The sequence below is a fragment of the Mesorhizobium sp. M0011 genome (genome assembly GCF_040324155.1).
Classification (GTDB): Bacteria; Pseudomonadota; Alphaproteobacteria; order Rhizobiales; family Rhizobiaceae; genus Mesorhizobium.
On sequence record NZ_JAMYVQ010000002.1, the window covers coordinates 279,205 to 294,112 of the forward strand.

The 14,908-nt window shown below is 63.2% G+C and carries 12 protein-coding genes; 1 reads left to right on the forward strand and 11 read right to left on the reverse strand.

Annotation, left to right across the window (positions count from 1 at the left end; genetic code table 11):
• The first annotated feature begins 81 nt into the window (after positions 1-81).
• Entirely contained in the window at positions 82-999 is a 918-nt protein-coding gene (locus tag NKK51_RS03660) for a hypothetical protein (protein WP_352551253.1), read from the forward strand.
• A gap of 100 nt (positions 1,000-1,099) precedes the next feature.
• Here the strand turns inward: NKK51_RS03660 and NKK51_RS03665 are convergent, their stop codons facing one another.
• From NKK51_RS03665 to NKK51_RS03715, 11 genes are all read right to left on the reverse strand, one after another.
• Positions 1,100-2,581 carry a hypothetical protein gene (locus NKK51_RS03665; RefSeq protein WP_352551255.1) on the reverse strand — a complete coding sequence of 494 codons (1,482 nt, stop codon included), beginning with the start codon at positions 2,579-2,581 and terminating at the stop codon, positions 1,100-1,102.
• 133 nt (positions 2,582-2,714) lie between these two features.
• Positions 2,715-4,112, reverse strand: coding sequence for an NAD(P)(+) transhydrogenase (Re/Si-specific) subunit beta (locus tag NKK51_RS03670; RefSeq protein ID WP_352551257.1), 1,398 nt, complete (start codon positions 4,110-4,112; stop codon positions 2,715-2,717).
• Between the two features lie 6 nt (positions 4,113-4,118).
• The gene (locus tag NKK51_RS03675; protein ID WP_032809881.1) at positions 4,119-4,544 is read right to left on the reverse strand and encodes an NAD(P) transhydrogenase subunit alpha part 2; all 426 of its coding nucleotides are present in this window, start codon (positions 4,542-4,544) and stop codon (positions 4,119-4,121) included.
• Positions 4,544-5,812, reverse strand: coding sequence for a Re/Si-specific NAD(P)(+) transhydrogenase subunit alpha (locus tag NKK51_RS03680; protein WP_352551259.1), 1,269 nt, complete (start codon positions 5,810-5,812; stop codon positions 4,544-4,546). Before NKK51_RS03680 ends, NKK51_RS03675 begins: the two co-directional genes overlap by 1 nt.
• An 84-nt stretch (positions 5,813-5,896) precedes the next feature.
• Complete coding sequence (locus NKK51_RS03685) at positions 5,897-6,121, reverse strand: aa3-type cytochrome c oxidase subunit IV (RefSeq protein ID WP_352551261.1); 225 nt, start codon at positions 6,119-6,121, stop codon at positions 5,897-5,899.
• Between the two features lie 185 nt (positions 6,122-6,306).
• Positions 6,307-6,456, reverse strand: a complete 150-nt coding sequence (locus NKK51_RS03690) for a DUF3096 domain-containing protein (protein WP_013528205.1) — start codon at positions 6,454-6,456, stop codon at positions 6,307-6,309.
• A gap of 119 nt (positions 6,457-6,575) precedes the next feature.
• Positions 6,576-7,355, reverse strand: a complete 780-nt coding sequence (locus NKK51_RS03695) for an N-acyl amino acid synthase FeeM domain-containing protein (protein WP_352551263.1) — start codon at positions 7,353-7,355, stop codon at positions 6,576-6,578.
• Between the two features lie 148 nt (positions 7,356-7,503).
• On the reverse strand, positions 7,504-9,816 hold the full coding sequence (locus NKK51_RS03700) for a putative bifunctional diguanylate cyclase/phosphodiesterase (protein WP_352551265.1): 2,313 nt from the start codon (positions 9,814-9,816) through the stop codon (positions 7,504-7,506).
• A gap of 144 nt (positions 9,817-9,960) precedes the next feature.
• Entirely contained in the window at positions 9,961-13,455 is a 3,495-nt protein-coding gene (locus tag NKK51_RS03705) for an indolepyruvate ferredoxin oxidoreductase family protein (protein WP_352551267.1), read from the reverse strand.
• Between the two features lie 219 nt (positions 13,456-13,674).
• A complete protein-coding gene (locus NKK51_RS03710) occupies positions 13,675-14,211 on the reverse strand; it encodes a hypothetical protein (RefSeq protein ID WP_127289768.1) in 537 nt (178 codons plus the stop codon).
• A complete protein-coding gene (locus tag NKK51_RS03715; RefSeq protein ID WP_352551269.1) occupies positions 14,204-14,815 on the reverse strand; it encodes a CGNR zinc finger domain-containing protein in 612 nt (203 codons plus the stop codon). The genes NKK51_RS03710 and NKK51_RS03715 overlap by 8 nt, the downstream gene beginning before the upstream one ends.
• Positions 14,816-14,908 lie beyond the last annotated feature (93 nt).

The window sequence follows — 14,908 nt, forward strand, 5'->3', positions numbered from 1 at the left end:
CGTGGCATTTTGCTCTGGTTGCTCGGCATTCCGATTCCGATCATCATTCTGATCATGCTGTTCGTACGATAGGGGGCTTCCATGCAGTCCACCCTGTCGGCGGTCGATGTTTCCGCCTCAACCGAGTCCTCCTCCACCGCCGTCAGCTGGGGACCGATCATCGCCGGAGCCTTCGCGGCCTCGACATTGACCCTCATCCTCATGCTGCTCGGTTCGGGACTGGGATTGACCATGGTGTCGCCATGGTCGGGATCGGGCGCATCTGTCACCACTTTCGCGGCGTCCACCGCGATCTGGCTTGTCATCGTGCAATGGCTGTCCTCCGGCGTCGGCGGCTATCTTGCCGGACGCCTGCGCACCAAATGGGTCGGCATCCACACCGATGAAGTCTATTTCCGGGACACCGCACACGGCTTTCTTGCCTGGGCGCTGGCCACGTTGCTCGTCGTCGGCGTGCTTGGCTCCGCGCTTTCCGCTGCGATAGGCTCAGGCGTGCAGGCGGTGTCCACCATCGCGTCTGGCGCGGCCATGGGCGCATCGGCGGGAGCTTCGGCCAATGCCGACAGCACATCGGCAGACAATGCGACCTCCTACCTGGTGGATTCGCTGTTCCGTCCGGCTGATCCGGGCAGGCTGGCTGCCGCCAATCCGGACAGCGATGCGGCTGCGACCGGGCAGGCCTCGCGCATCCTGATCGCCGGTGCAGCGGCAGGCGAGGTTTCCGCAGACGACAAAACGTATCTGTCGCAACTCGTCGCCGCCCGCACCGGTCTTTCGGAAGCAGATGCCAAGGCGCGGGTGGATGCGATCATCGCCAGGGCTCAGGACGCCAAAGTCAAGGCGCAGCAGGCCGCCGACACCGCCAGGAAGGCCAGTGCGACGTTTGCCCTGCTTGGTGCGCTCTCGCTGGCCATCGGCGCCTTTATCGCCAGTGCCGCCGCAGCCCTCGGAGGCAGGCAGCGCGACGATGAGGAAGCGGTTTTTCTCACCAGCCGCTGAAGTGCACTTGCAAGGCGAGTCCACTCCGGACCGCCCGGAGTGGACATTGTTCTGAATTGTCATGCGGCGCTGCCTCGGCCGCGTTCGCTGAAATCTGTTCCTATTTTCGGGCAGGAATCGTCGGTGTTTCCGCTTGGCTCGGCTCCAGTTTGCGACCGAGGTCGACAGCGTCGCGCAGCACGGCAAGATGCGAGCGCGGCCGATCGCCGGCGGCGACCTCGACACCGGTCGCCGCCAACGACCAGTACAGCGTGTGGGTGAAGACACGGCCGAGGGAACCGCGTAGCTCGACCTGGATGTTCTCCACGCCCGGGCCGAAATTCTCCGCCATCGGCCCGGAGATCGGATCCCCCGTCAGCCAACCGTTGCCGCGGTCGAAGATATTGGTCCAGCGCGTCGCAGCAAACACCGCGCCATGATGCACCGCGCGCTGCGGCTTGCCCGAAGAGCGGTTGCGCCCTTCCTGATAAAGCACAGTGCTACCGGCCGCCGCTCCCTCGGCGACCGGCGGACATGCCGAGAACAGACGCTCGGCGATGCCGCGTCTGAATTCGGCGAGATTGTGCGTCACCAGAAATTCGCTGTGGGTCAGCGGGCTGCCAAGCGTGACGAAATCGCTGATCTTCCAAGGCCGATGGTTGTCGTCCTTGGTGCGCAGTTGGCGATAGAGCTCCCACTGATGGCGCCTGAAGCCGGCAAGATCGTCCAGGCTGCCGGGCCATGCCGAGCCGGCGACGAGCGTCGCCTTGTCGATGGCGTGGATCGCCTTCAGTTTCGCCTTGTCGCGGATGGCCTCCAGTTTTCGGGGCCTGAAATCGGCCCACAAGATCTGCAGCAGGTCATAGGCGATCATCGACCCGAGGCTGTGCGAGACCAGCACGATGCGATCGTAGGTATCGTCCATCATCAGACGCTTCAGCAGCTTCAGACCACGGCTGCGGATCAGAGCCCGCTTCTCGACGGTTGCAGCTTCAGCGCGCACATAGGCCGCGACATCGCCGAAATAGGGAAGGCCAAAACGGTCCACTGACCAGATGACGAACGAGGCCAGGATGGTGACGAGCGCGCCGACGGTCCACGAAATTTGCTGCTGCCAAACCGACGTCGCAAGCGCGAGAGCCGCGACCAGAACGATGATGACGGCCAGAAGCGTGACCAGATAGAGCTTTCGGGCGTCGGGCGGTATGTCGGCGGGCTTGCGCCACAGCAGGTTTATCACCCAGGCGGCAAGCCGGCCCCGCGTCGTGCCCTGCGTGATGTCGGCCCAGTAAAGCTCGTAGAAATCGGTGCGACGGCCATCGACATCGTAGGGCGTGGTGATGCGGCGAAGTTCGTACGAATTGGTCCGGCTGTCGGGAGTGATCCAGCTCTGGTTGATCTTCGCGCCGGCGGGGTCGGCCGGATCGGCGACATGGGCATAAAACGGCGCGCGGCTGGGGTCGTGGCTCCAGACAGCCTGGACAAAGCCGCGCAGCGTATCCATCGGCCGCTGTTCGCCCATGCCATGCACGATCACCACCGCCTGGCCAGGCTTGCGCAACGCTTTTCCGACGGGCGGCGATGCGATGATGGGGTCGGGCACCAACGTCTCCGTTGACGACAATCCTGTCGGTGGGACAGGAATTCGTCATCGTAGCCCCGAACAGCCGACACGCCAAGAAAAAGCCCGGCACGAGGCCGGGCGCATCCTGGCTTGTCTCAGTGCCGATCGCCGATCAGTGGTCCATCGCCTTGACGATCTCTTCAGTCATCTTCTTGGCATCGCCGAGCAGCATCATGGTGCCGTCCTTGTAGAACAGCGTGTTGTCGATGCCGGCATAGCCGGAGCCGAGCGAGCGCTTGACGAACAGGCAGGTGCGCGCCTTGTCTACGTCGAGGATCGGCATGCCGTAGATGGGTGAGGACTTGTCGTCGCGCGCGGACGGGTTGGTGACGTCGTTGGCGCCGATGACATAGGCAACGTCGGCCTGCGCGAATTCGGAGTTGATGTCCTCGAGCTCGAACACTTCGTCGTAAGGCACGTTGGCTTCGGCGAGCAGCACGTTCATGTGGCCGGGCATGCGGCCGGCGACCGGATGAATGGCGTATTTCACGTCGACGCCATTGGCCTTGAGCTTGTCGGCCATTTCGCGCAGCGCGTGCTGCGCCTGGGCAACCGCCATGCCGTAGCCCGGCACGATGATGACTTTCTGGGCGTTCATCATGAGATAGGCGGCGTCGTCGGCCGAGCCCTGCTTGACCGTGCGCTCGATGCCGTCGTCGGCCTGAGCTGCCGTCTCGCCGCCGAAGCCGCCGAGGATGACGGAGATGAAGCTTCGGTTCATGCCCTTGCACATGATGTAGGACAGGATCGCGCCGGATGAGCCGACCAGCGCACCGGTGATGATCAGCGCCAGATTGCCGAGCGTGAAGCCGAGGGCCGCAGCTGCCCAGCCCGAATAGGAGTTGAGCATCGAGACGACGACCGGCATGTCGGCGCCACCGATCGGGATGATCAGCAGGATACCGAGCACCAGCGAGGCGGCAACGATCAGCCAGAAGACCAGCTTCGACTCGGTGGCGACCAGCAGCACGATCAGCACGACGAGCGCGATGGCAAGTGCTGCGTTGATGAAGTGGCGTCCGCCGATCATGATCGGCTTGCCGGACATGCGGCCATCGAGCTTGAGGAAGGCGATGACCGAGCCAGTGAAGGTGATGGCGCCGATGGCGACGCCAAGGCTCATCTCGATCAGGGCCTGGGCGTGGATGTCACCATCCGTGCCGATGCCAAAACTTTCCGGCGCATAGATGGCGGCTGCCGCCACCATGACGGCGGCGAGGCCGACCAGCGAGTGGAAGGCGGCGACCAGCTGCGGCATCGAGGTCATGGCGATGCGCCGCGCGGTGACGGCGCCGACACCGCCGCCGATGGCGAGGCCGAGCACGATGAGGCCGAAGCGGCCCGCCGACGGGGTTGCCAGCGCCAGCGTGGTGGCGATGGCGATGCCCATGCCGATCATGCCGTAGAGATTGCCCTGCCGGCTGGTGGTCGGATGCGACAGACCGCGCAGCGCCATGATGAACAGGACGCCGGAGACAAGGTAGAGGAAGGACGCGAAGTTGGCGTTCATGGCGCTCTACTTGTCCTTCTTCTTGTACATGGCCAGCATGCGCTGGGTGACGAGGAAGCCGCCGAAAATGTTGACCGAAACCAGCATCAGCGCGACGAAGCCGAAGCCTGCGGCAATGCCGGAGGCGGCGATGCCGACGGCAAGCAGCGCGCCGACGACGATGACCGAGGAGATGGCGTTGGTGACGGCCATCAGCGGCGTATGCAGTGCGGGGGTCACCGACCAGACGACATAGTAGCCGACGAAGATCGCCAGGACGAAGATGGCGAAGCGGAAGACGAAGGGATCGATGGCGCCGCCGGAGAGCGCATGCGCGGCATCGCCGGCCGCGTCAGTGCCGCCGGGCGCGGTCGCCAGATTGTGCACTGCCAGCCGGACCGCGGCGGAGGCCTGGTCGAGCTGGTCGAGGGCTTTCTGCAGGGTCTGGTCCATCACGCGATCCCTTTCGGCTTCGACGAGGGCGACTTGGGTGCGGCCGCCTTCTTGGGCGCGGCTTTCTTGGGCGAAGCGTCGGCGACCATGGTCTTGGCCGGGATTGCGGCCGGCTCGACATGGGGCTGCTGGTCGGCCTTTATGAAAGCCGGATGCACGATCTTGCCGCCATCGGTCAGCATCGTTGCCTTGACCAGATCGTCGTCGCGATTGATGGCAAGCGTCTTCGTCGCCTTGTCGACCAGCGTCTCGAGAAAGGCGAACAGGTTCCTGGCATAGAGCAGCGAGGCCGACGCCGCGATGCGGCCGGGCACATTGAGGTGGCCGACGATTTTTACCCCATTGGCCGTTGTCACCACCTGGCCCGGTACAGCGCCCTCGACATTGCCGCCGCGCTCGACCGCCAGATCGACGAGCACCGAGCCCGGCTTCATCGAGGCGACCATCGCCGCCGACACCAGCTTGGGCGCCGGTCGGCCGGGAATAAGCGCGGTGGTGATGACGATGTCCTGCTTGGCGATGTGCTCTGATGTGAGTGCCGCCTGCTTGGCCTGATATTCCTTCGACATTTCCTTGGCGTAGCCGCCGGCCGTTTCCGCAGCCTTGAATTCCTCGTCCTCGACCGCGAGGAACTTGGCGCCGAGCGAGGCGACCTGTTCCTTGGCGGCGGGGCGAACGTCGGTGGCGGTGACGACCGCACCAAGCCGGCGCGCGGTGGCGATCGCCTGCAGGCCGGCAACGCCGACGCCCATGATGAAGACCTTTGCTGCCGGCACCGTGCCCGCCGCCGTCATCATCATCGGCAGCGCGCGATCATATTCCGAAGCCCCGTCGATCACCGCCTGATAGCCGGCCAAATTGGCCTGCGAGGACAAGACGTCCATCGACTGCGCCCGGGTGATACGCGGCATGAATTCCATCGAGAAAGCGGTGACGCCGGCCTTGGCAAAGGCTGCCACGGCGGCATCGTTGCCGTAGGGGTCCATGATGGCGATCACAGCCGCGCCAGGCTTGTAGCTCTTCAGCTCGGCATTATCAGGCCGACGCACCTTCAGCACCACATCGGCCTTGGCGACATCGGAGACCTTGCCGATGGCAGCGCCGGCGCTCGCATAGTCGGCATCAATGATGCGCGATTTCAGACCGGCACCGGCCTCGACGATGACGTCGAAGCCCAGCGCCGCCAGCCGTTTCACCGTATCGGGCGAAGCCGCGACGCGCGGCTCGTTGGCATCGAGCTCACGAGGGATGAAAACCGTCTGTCCCACCGCATGATCCTTTCGGCCGGAAGCTATTTCCCGCAAGACGCCGGCCGGCCTCGCGGCGGCGCCGTGGACAAGGTGTCGGAAAATCTATCGGAGGATTAAGGCGCCGACGGCCATAATCAGCACGAACAGGATGGTCGCCGAGAAGAAGCCGCCCGCGAAGAAGCCGAAGGCCATCGCCAGAAGCAGGGCTCCGCAGAAAAGCGATCCGTATTTGGCCAGCGCGAGGAAGCCCGCATAGGTGCGGTCATGCTCGGCATAGTCCATCTTCGCGCCCAGTTCGACAGGACCGGTCGGCGAGTGATCAGCCATAGGAATACCCTTTCGAAGACATCTTTCAGGCACATAGCGAAAAGCCGGGCCGAGAGCAATGGCGCTATTGCCGCACAACAGCCTCAACGGAAACTTGAAGCCGGTGGCCAACGCGCCGGAGCAGAACTCAATGCGTGACGCGGAAAGATGCCCCAGAAGCGGTTAAGGCGGACGGTTGCAATCCCTCAGCCGGCTAGATGCGGAAATAGCCCGAGCAACCCGACGACGATCAGATAGAGCGCGACGATGTAGTTCAACAGCCTTGGCATGACCAGGATCAGCACGCCGGCGATCAGCGAGATGAGCGGGGTGAGCGCAAGTGTGGAAATGGTCATGACGAGTTCCTTTGGCATATCCGTGGATTCGGCGACCAATAGCGAGGACGACAACGCGCCGAGCCATCAGAACGCGTATCCGGCCGGAAAGCTCCAGTGGTTCTGCGAAACGCCTAATCTCAGGCGGCTTCGCGAAAATATTTGGCAGTCGGCAGGATGGTCAGCGGCGCCAATTCTCCAGCACCAGGTGTCTCGAACAGCATACGCTGCTCCAGAGATGTGGATCGGAAGAATGGGAAGCGTGAGAACGACCGCTCGCGAATGGCAGCGACATTGGCGCGATAGAGCACGACCTTGTAGTTCAGGCCCGGATAGTCACGCAGCTCACCGATCTGCTCAGAACTGTAGATACGACGGTAGAAACCCGCATGTTCGGGCCGGATAGTCGAGAGACAGTACGGTGCGTCGAAGTAAAAGCAGGCCATTCCGGCAAGGCGCAGCGTCAGGTAGGGGATCTGCGGATAGACCTTCGACCAGTCTGGGTCGGCGGCAAAGCGGCTTGGATCCGCAAAGTGCGCCCCGGCAGCCAGCATCGGGCGCAGGATGTCGCCGTAGACAGTTGTAGACGGCGATTGCGGCGTGGCCCGGCAGGCATGATGAATGCGCACCGTGGAGACCAGGATTCCGTCAATATAGACGCCGAACTTGGAACAATTTTCAGCTTCGTCGAGCTCGTCATGCACTATATGTTCCGGGTTTTCTGGAACCATATCATTCAAGATATAGGATTTGTAGCGCAACCTATAGATGTCTTCGAGATCCTCGCCCTTGTCGCAGCGGCGATATTCCGTCCGCTCAAGCATCGCTGAAACATTGCGGGCGAAACTCGACATGCTGTCGGGCGAATTTTCTTCACCCCCGCCCGCCACATGGCCAAGCGCTTCCAACTGCACATCCATACTCAACCCTCGTAAGTTTCCGCCGCAGTTCAACCTATGACGGGACCCTGAGATGTAAAAGATGAAAATGGAGCGCACGTCGTTTACCGATCATTAACGTTAACGGTCCGTAAATTTTTATGAAAAGGCGACGCTCTTCCGGCACCGGTCAGCGACGTGCGGCTCTCTTGGCTGTATTGATGTCCTTGGCGAAGGGCCATACCGTGTTCGACATGGTCTCGATGCCGGAAGCGCTGAGCGCCGAACCGAACAGGAACCCCTGGACGAGATCGGGCTTGACCTGCAGCGCCAGTATCTTGAGCTGCTCGAAGGTCTCTACACCCTCGACGGTGACCGAAAGCCCCAGCGGCCGCGACAGATTGACGATGCCCTTGAGCAACTCGAGCGAACGGGGGTTCTGGGTGACGTCCATCAGGAACGAGCGGTCGATCTTGATCTTGTCGAGCGGCAGTTTGTGCAGGTAGCTCAGGCTCGAATAGCCGGTGCCGAAATCGTCGAGCGCGATGCGTACGCCGATCTGCTTCAGCTCCTCGATATACTGGCGCGTCAGCGACTTGTCGTCGAGCAGCGCCGTTTCGGTGACCTCAATCTCGAGCCGGGAGGCGGCGAGGCCGGAGGCGGCCAACGCATCGCGAACCTTCTGGATGACGTCGCGGTTGTGGAAATCCTTGGCCGAGAGATTGACCGAGACGCTGGTCTGGTCCGGCCATTTGGCGCATTCGGCGCAGGCTGCCTGCAGCACGAAGGTGCTGATCTCGGAAATGATGCCCATTTCCTCGGCCAAAGGAATGAAGATGCTGGGCGAGATCGGCCCGAGATCGGGGTGATCCCACCGGCACAACGCCTCGCAGCTGGCGATACGCATGGTGCTCATCGCCACGATCGGCTGATAGACCACCCTCAAGCTCTTGCTTTCCACGGCTGTACGCAGGTCCGCCTTCATCAGCTGACGGTTGCGGAAGGCGGCATCCATCGAGGCTTCGAACAGCCGCCAGCTGTTCTTGCCGAGCTCCTTGGCCTTGTAGAGCGCCAGGTCCGCCTTGACGATCATGGCGTCGACATCGGTATCCTTGACCCGTGACAGCACCGCGCCGCCGCTGGCCTGAATGCGCAGCCCGTGACCGGCGACGTCGACTTCCCCTTGCAGGCCGGCGAAAATCTCGTCGAGTTGGCTGGTCAGATGGCTCTCATCCTCGACGCGGTCGAAGAAGATCATGAACTCGTCGCCACCGAAACGGCTGACGGTGATATCTTGCCTGGCAATGGCGGCAAGCCGCTCGGCAACGGCATAGATCAAGCCATCGCCGATCGGATGGCCAAGCGTGTCGTTGACGCTCTTGAAATCGTCGAGGTCGAGCACCGCAAGGCCGCAGAGACGATCGCGATCGCCGGATACCATGGCCTCGCCGACCAGTTCATGGAAATAGGCGCGGTTGGGCAGGCCGGTGAGGTTGTCGTAACGTGCCATGAAGCGGATCTTGTCTTCCGCCTCGACACGGGCGGTGACGTCCTCGAAGGTGATGACGCCCAGTTCCTGGCTGCCTTCGCGAGCCGAGAACTCGTAATGCTGGCCGTTGGCGAGGGAAACCAGCACCTTGCGGTCGCGGCCCTCGCGCAGGGCACGCGTCAGTTGGGCCTCGATGTAGCGGCAATCCTTGGGCGCCAGCATGCCGCCGGCGACACCGCGCATCAACAGACCATGGATCGACCGGCCGAGCAGCGCGTCGGGCGACTTGAGCGACATCAGATGCGCGGCCTCGGCATTGGCCACCGCGACGCGGCCGTCCGGGCCGAGCATGACAAGGCCATGCGACATGGTGTTGAGCGCCCGGTTGAAGCGCTGAGCGATGCGGTTGGCCTTCTTTTCCTCGGACAGGGCGGCGAAAAGCACCTCGCGGACCAGATCGGCGAAGCGCTTGATGGCAAAAAGAAATGGCGCCGAAAGCAGGCCGAGAATGAAGTGATAGGGATCGCCCCGCAGGATGAAGCCCAGCGAGATCGGCCAAGTCATGGTCATAATGAAGATCACGACCATCCTGGGCGAACCATAGTTGCGGCCAGCAATAGACGTGGCGGAGGCAAGCGTCACGCAGACGGCAGCTATTTCCGCGAACGGATCATAGGCAAGGTAGATGCCGACAAAGCAAAAAGCACCAAGCATGAAGCCATGCATCGAGCCGTACAGTATGTAGTCGTTCTCGCGGCGACGCGCCTCTTCCCAATTTTGAGGCGAAGGAGCGTGACGATATTTCCTGATGTTGCGAAGACGAAGGAAGGCGACGGCCAGCAGTCCGAGGGTGACCGCGAGATAGGCCGGATCCATGGTTTTCCAGTAAACCAGCACGACCAGCAGGGTTTGGGCAAAGAATCCTATCGAAAGCGTCAACCCGTCGCGAAACAAGGTTTCCACGAACGGAATGTAGACGTCGACCGGGATCTCGTTCTTCTTTATCAGATTCAACGCCTGAATCCCAACCCTGGGGAGCCAAGCAGTGCCACATCCGCCTTAAGAAAGATTTAGAGAGGCCCCGCCGCTCCTGCCGTCAAGCCGGGTGACGTAACGGAAAGCAAGGAAACTGTCGTTCAGGTAAACAAGGCGTATCGATCATTCCGCGGCCTGAAGTTCGGGCCGCGCCGGCGTACTCGACAGGCGTTCGAGCAGCCTTTGGCGTTCGCTCGAAGCCTTGTCGGCGCTGGCTCGACGGACGTGGCCGTAGCCGCGAATGAGGGCAGGCACCGAAGCCAATGCAGCAGCCGCATCGACCCTGGCCGGGGCCAGCGATCCGGCGATGAGCTCCAGATCCGCCTCGTACCGCGCCAGCAGCTGCCGCTCCATGCGCCGTTCGGCGGTGTAGCCGAACAGGTCGAAGGCGGTGCCGCGCAGGCCCTTCATCGCCGCCAGAACCCGAAAGCCCTTCATCATCCACGGACCGAAGCTTGATTTCCTCGGGCTGCCGTCATTGCCACGACGGCCCATGATCGGCGGAGCGAGGTGGAATTCGAGCTTTTCATAGCTCTGGAACTGTTTTCCAAGTTCGGCGACGAAAGAGCCGTCCGTGTAAAGACGCGCCACCTCGTATTCGTCCTTGATCGCCATCAGCTTGAACAGGTTCCTGGCGGCTGCCTGCGCCACCGCAGTCGAACCCGGCACGGCCTTCGCTTCGGCGGCGCGCAAAACGGCCAGCTTTTCGGCATAACGCTTGCCGTAGGCCGTATTCTGATAGGCGGTTAGGAAGGCGACGCGGCGGGCAATGATGTCGTCCAGCGTCTCGGCGATATCCGTGGCCTGGTCGGCCTTTCCAGCCACGGCCGGACCCGGCTGGGCAACGAGCCGGCGCACGAAATCCGGCTGATAGGCAGCACGACGTCCCCAGCGGAAAGCGGCGAGGTTCATCGCCACGGCTTCGCCGTTGAGCTCGATCGCCTTTTCGACGGCCTCGGCCGACAATGGCAGGCCGCCGTGCTGGAAGGCAAAGCCGAGCATGAACATGTTGGCGCCGAGCGAATTGCCGAAAAGTGCCGTGGCGGTGCGGGTGGCGTCGAAGAAATGCGCCTTGTCGTCGCCCGCTGCCGCGCGGATCGCCTTTTTCAGCCGCTCTGTCGGCAACGAAAAATCGGCCGAGCGGGCGAATTCGCCGGGCATGATCTCGGCGGTGTTGGCGACGAAGATGGTGTGGCCCTCGCGCACAGCGGTCAGCACCTTCTTGGCGCCCGACACGACGAGATCGCAGCCAAGCACCAGATCTGCCTTGCCGGCCGAAACGCGGATGGCATGGATGTCGTCCGGGGTGCGGGCGATGCGAACATGCGTGAACACCGAGCCACCCTTCTGGGCGAGGCCGGCCATGTCGATCATGCCGCAGCCCTTGTCCTCGAGATGCGCCGCCATGCCAAGCACCGCACCGACGGTGACGACGCCGGTGCCGCCGACGCCATCGATGATCGCCGCCCAGCCCTGCTCGCCAAGCGGGAATTGCGCCGGCACGGGCACGCCTTCCAGCGGATCGGCCTTGCCGGCAAGGCCCTCGGCCTTGCGGATCTTAGCGCCGTGCACGGTGACGAAGGACGGGCAGAAGCCGTTGACGCAGGAGAAATCCTTGTTGCAGCTCGACTGGTCGATCTTGCGCTTGCGGCCAAATTCGGTCTCGACCGGCTGGATCGAGACGCAGTTCGACTGCACGCCGCAATCGCCGCAGCCTTCGCAGACCAGTTCGTTGATGAAGACCCGCTTGTCGGGATCGGGGAAGGTGCCGCGCTTGCGGCGGCGGCGCTTTTCGGCGGCGCAGGTCTGGTCGTAGAGCAGCACCGAAACGCCCTTGACGTCGCGCAGCTCGCGCTGGACGAGATCGAGGTCGTCGCGGTGATGGATGGTGGCGCCGGCCGGGAATTCGGCCTTCCCGGCATATTTGCCGGGCTCATCGGTGACGATGGCGATGCGGTCGACGCCTTCGGCGCGCACCTGCCTGGCGATCATGTCGACGGTTAGGCCGCCTTCGTGCGGCTGGCCGCCGGTCATGGCGACGGCGTCGTTGTAGAGGATCTTGTAGGTGATGTTGGCGTCGCTCGACAGCGCGAAGCGGATCGCCAGCGTACCGGAATGGTTGTAGGTGCCGTCGCCAAGATTCTGGAAGATGTGCTCGCGCTTGGAGAACGGCGCCTGGCCGACCCATTGCGCGCCCTCGCCGCCCATGGCCGTGAAGCCGACGGTGTTGCGGTCCATCCACAGCGCCATGAAGTGACAACCGATGCCGGCCGCGGCGATAGAGCCGTCCGGCACCTTGGTGGACGAATTGTGCGGGCAACCGGAGCAAAAGAACGGCGTGCGCGAGCCGATGTCGGTGGCCTCGGTGAGCATTGCCTGGAACTGGCGCAGTTTTGCCACCCGCGCCGAAATCTCTTCGGACGGGCCGATGGTCCTGACGATCCTCTCGCCAAGCGCGATGGCGATCTCGTTGGGATCGAGCGCGCCCTTGGCCGGAAACAGCCAGTCGCCGCGCTCGTCCTTCTTGCCGATAATGACTGGTTGGGTGGCAGTGCCATAAAGGCTTTCGCGCAACTGCACCTCGATCAGCGAGCGCTTCTCCTCGACGACGACAATGGTGTCGAGGCCTTGGGCGAAATCGGCGATGTGATGCAGGTCGAGCGGCCAGGGGCAGCCTACCTTGAACAGCCGCACCCCGATGCGGTTGGCGGCCGCCTCGTCGATGCCGATGTCGTCCAGCGCCTGGCGGACATCGAGGTAGCTCTTGCCGAGCGTGATGATGCCGATCTTCGGGTTGCGGCCGCCCGAATAGACGATGCGGTTCAGCCCGTTGGCAAGGATGAAGGCGGAGGCCGCCGCGCGCTTGTGCTCATGCAGCCGCTCCTCCTGGCCGAGCATGTCGATCTCGTGGCGGATGTTGAGACCGCCAGGCGGCATGTCGAAGTCCGGCACGACGATGTTCAGCCGCTCGAGCGAGGCATCGACCGAGGCGGTCGATTCGATGTTGTCCTTGACGCATTTGATCGCCGCCCAGGTACCGGCAAAGCGCGACATGGCAAAGCCGTAGAGCCCGTAATCGATGATCTCCTGGACACCGGCGGGATTGAGGATCGGCACCATCGTGTCGACGAACAGGAATTCGGTGGCATGCGCGTTGGTCGAGGATTCGGCCATATGGTCGTCGCCCATCAAGGCGAGCACACCGCCATGCTTCGACGAGCCGGCGAGGTTGGCATGGCGGAACACGTCGCCTGAGCGGTCAACGCCCGGCCCCTTGCCGTACCAGACCGAAAAGACACCGTCATGGGTGCCCTCGCCCAGAAGTTCCGTCTGCTGCGCGCCCCAGCAAGCGGTGGCGGCAAGCTCCTCGTTGAGACCCGGCTGGAAGACGATGTCAGCCTGGGCGAGCTGTTTCTTCGCCTTCCACAGCTGCATGTCGAGGCCGCCGAGCGGCGAACCGCGATAGCCGGAGACGAAGCCGGCCGTGTTCAAGCCGGCGCGGCGATCGCGCTCGCGCTGCATCAGCAGCATGCGGATGACCGCCTGCGCGCCGGACAGGAAGATGCGCTCCTTTGCGAGATCGAACTTGTCGTCGAGCGCGACGTCGTGCAGCGTCATCAGGCATTTCCTCTGCGGAGGCCACGCGGGGCAGGCAGCCAACGTCGGGGTCGGATGACGCATCCTTTCTCCCCTTGCAAGGCAGGTCAAACAAAATCGCAGATGCCAGGCAACGCGCAACGAACAGTCCGCGACCATCCTGAATCGGGTATGAAACCGATCCGCGGACGTTGCCCGGCGCACGAAAATTTCAGCTGCGGCCCGGATGGCCGCGACGCGTCAGCCGCCCTTCGAGCAATCCGGCTTCGGCTCGCCCGGCAGCTTGCCGTCGGGATGGCCGACGAGATCGGGATTGGCGGTGTAGAGCTGGTCGATGACCAGCGGCCGGTCGGGCAGGATCGACTGGTCTTCCGTCGACATCAGCGTGGTGTCGATCTTTTGCAGGACCGCGCCGTCGGCACCCTTGATGCTGATGGCAATCGCATAGGGCTTGTTCTTGACGACGCAGGTCAGTGCCGGGCTCTCCAGCGTCACCTTGTCGAGCTTCGGCCAGACCTTCTGCTCGACCACCAGAGGCGCGCCGCCGGCGGGATCCTGGAAGCTGGCGACCGCGACCTGGCCCTCTCCCATCGGCTTCAGCGGCCGCAGCGTCACGACATAAGTCGCCCTTGCGAGGCGGTAGTTGAAGACGAATATCTTGCCGGAAATCTCGAACAGCTTCCCTTCGTCATTGCCGGTATCGCGGCAGGCGCCGAGCGCAACGGCCGCGATGAGTGCCGCGCCGACAAGGATCGAATGGGAAAGGCCGCTACGCATTCTTGACCTCATTTTCCGCCATGCGACGGCGACGATAGTGACGGCTTGCCTTCTGCCTGTTGCCGCACACCGCCATGTCGCACCAAAGGCGGCTGGAATTGCGGCTTCTGTCGACGAACAGCCAGGTGCAGTTGGGACAGATCCTGAGCCTCGCGACGGTGTCGTCGCGCAGAAGCGACAGCGCCGAAACCGCCAGTGCCGCCTCGAAGGCGATCGGCGTCAGGGGATCACCGAACGGCCTCCCCGGCGCACCGATCTCGGTCCGGCTGCCGGCAAGGCCATCGGCGCAGGCTCTCAGGAATCCGGGCAGATCAGTGGTGGCAACCGCGCCCTTCGACGCCGCTCCACGGAACAGCCGGTCGGTCGCCTCGCGGATCGACAGCACGACGGGCGCGATCGCCACCGCCGAGGATACCGCCAACGGCCTGTCGCCAAGTTCGGCGGCGCGAAAGCGGCTCGCCGCATCGGCGAAGCGGGCAATCTCGGCCGGATCGTCGAAGCGATCGAACGTCCGCTCCGGATCGCCGCGCAGCACGACGGTGTTCGCCGTGTCGAGCGCAAGCAAGCCGCCGGTGAAGCGGTGCGGGGTCCACGATACTGTCATGCCAAAAATCTAACCGATAAATCGTATTTGACAAGTTATATTCAGCGATGCAACCTCACTCCGGGATGCGGCGGTCTCCGCAGCCTTTTGAGC

Bases quoted from the DNA above. Each gene is read 5' to 3' on its own strand.
- NKK51_RS03685 (WP_352551261.1), bottom strand. From the start codon at position 6,121: ATGGCTGATCACTCGCCGACCGGTCCTGTCGAACTGGGCGCGAAGATG.
- NKK51_RS03675 (WP_032809881.1), bottom strand. From the start codon at position 4,544: ATGGACCAGACCCTGCAGAAAGCCCTCGACCAGCTCGACCAGGCCTCC.
- NKK51_RS03690 (WP_013528205.1), bottom strand. From the start codon at position 6,456: ATGACCATTTCCACACTTGCGCTCACCCCGCTCATCTCGCTGATCGCC.
- NKK51_RS03715 (WP_352551269.1), bottom strand. From the start codon at position 14,815: ATGACAGTATCGTGGACCCCGCACCGCTTCACCGGCGGCTTGCTTGCG.
- NKK51_RS03705 (WP_352551267.1), bottom strand. From the start codon at position 13,455: ATGACGCTGCACGACGTCGCGCTCGACGACAAGTTCGATCTCGCAAAG.
- NKK51_RS03670 (WP_352551257.1), bottom strand. From the start codon at position 4,112: ATGAACGCCAACTTCGCGTCCTTCCTCTACCTTGTCTCCGGCGTCCTG.
- NKK51_RS03660 (WP_352551253.1), top strand. From the start codon at position 82: ATGCAGTCCACCCTGTCGGCGGTCGATGTTTCCGCCTCAACCGAGTCC.
- NKK51_RS03695 (WP_352551263.1), bottom strand. From the start codon at position 7,355: ATGGATGTGCAGTTGGAAGCGCTTGGCCATGTGGCGGGCGGGGGTGAA.
- NKK51_RS03710 (WP_127289768.1), bottom strand. From the start codon at position 14,211: ATGCGTAGCGGCCTTTCCCATTCGATCCTTGTCGGCGCGGCACTCATC.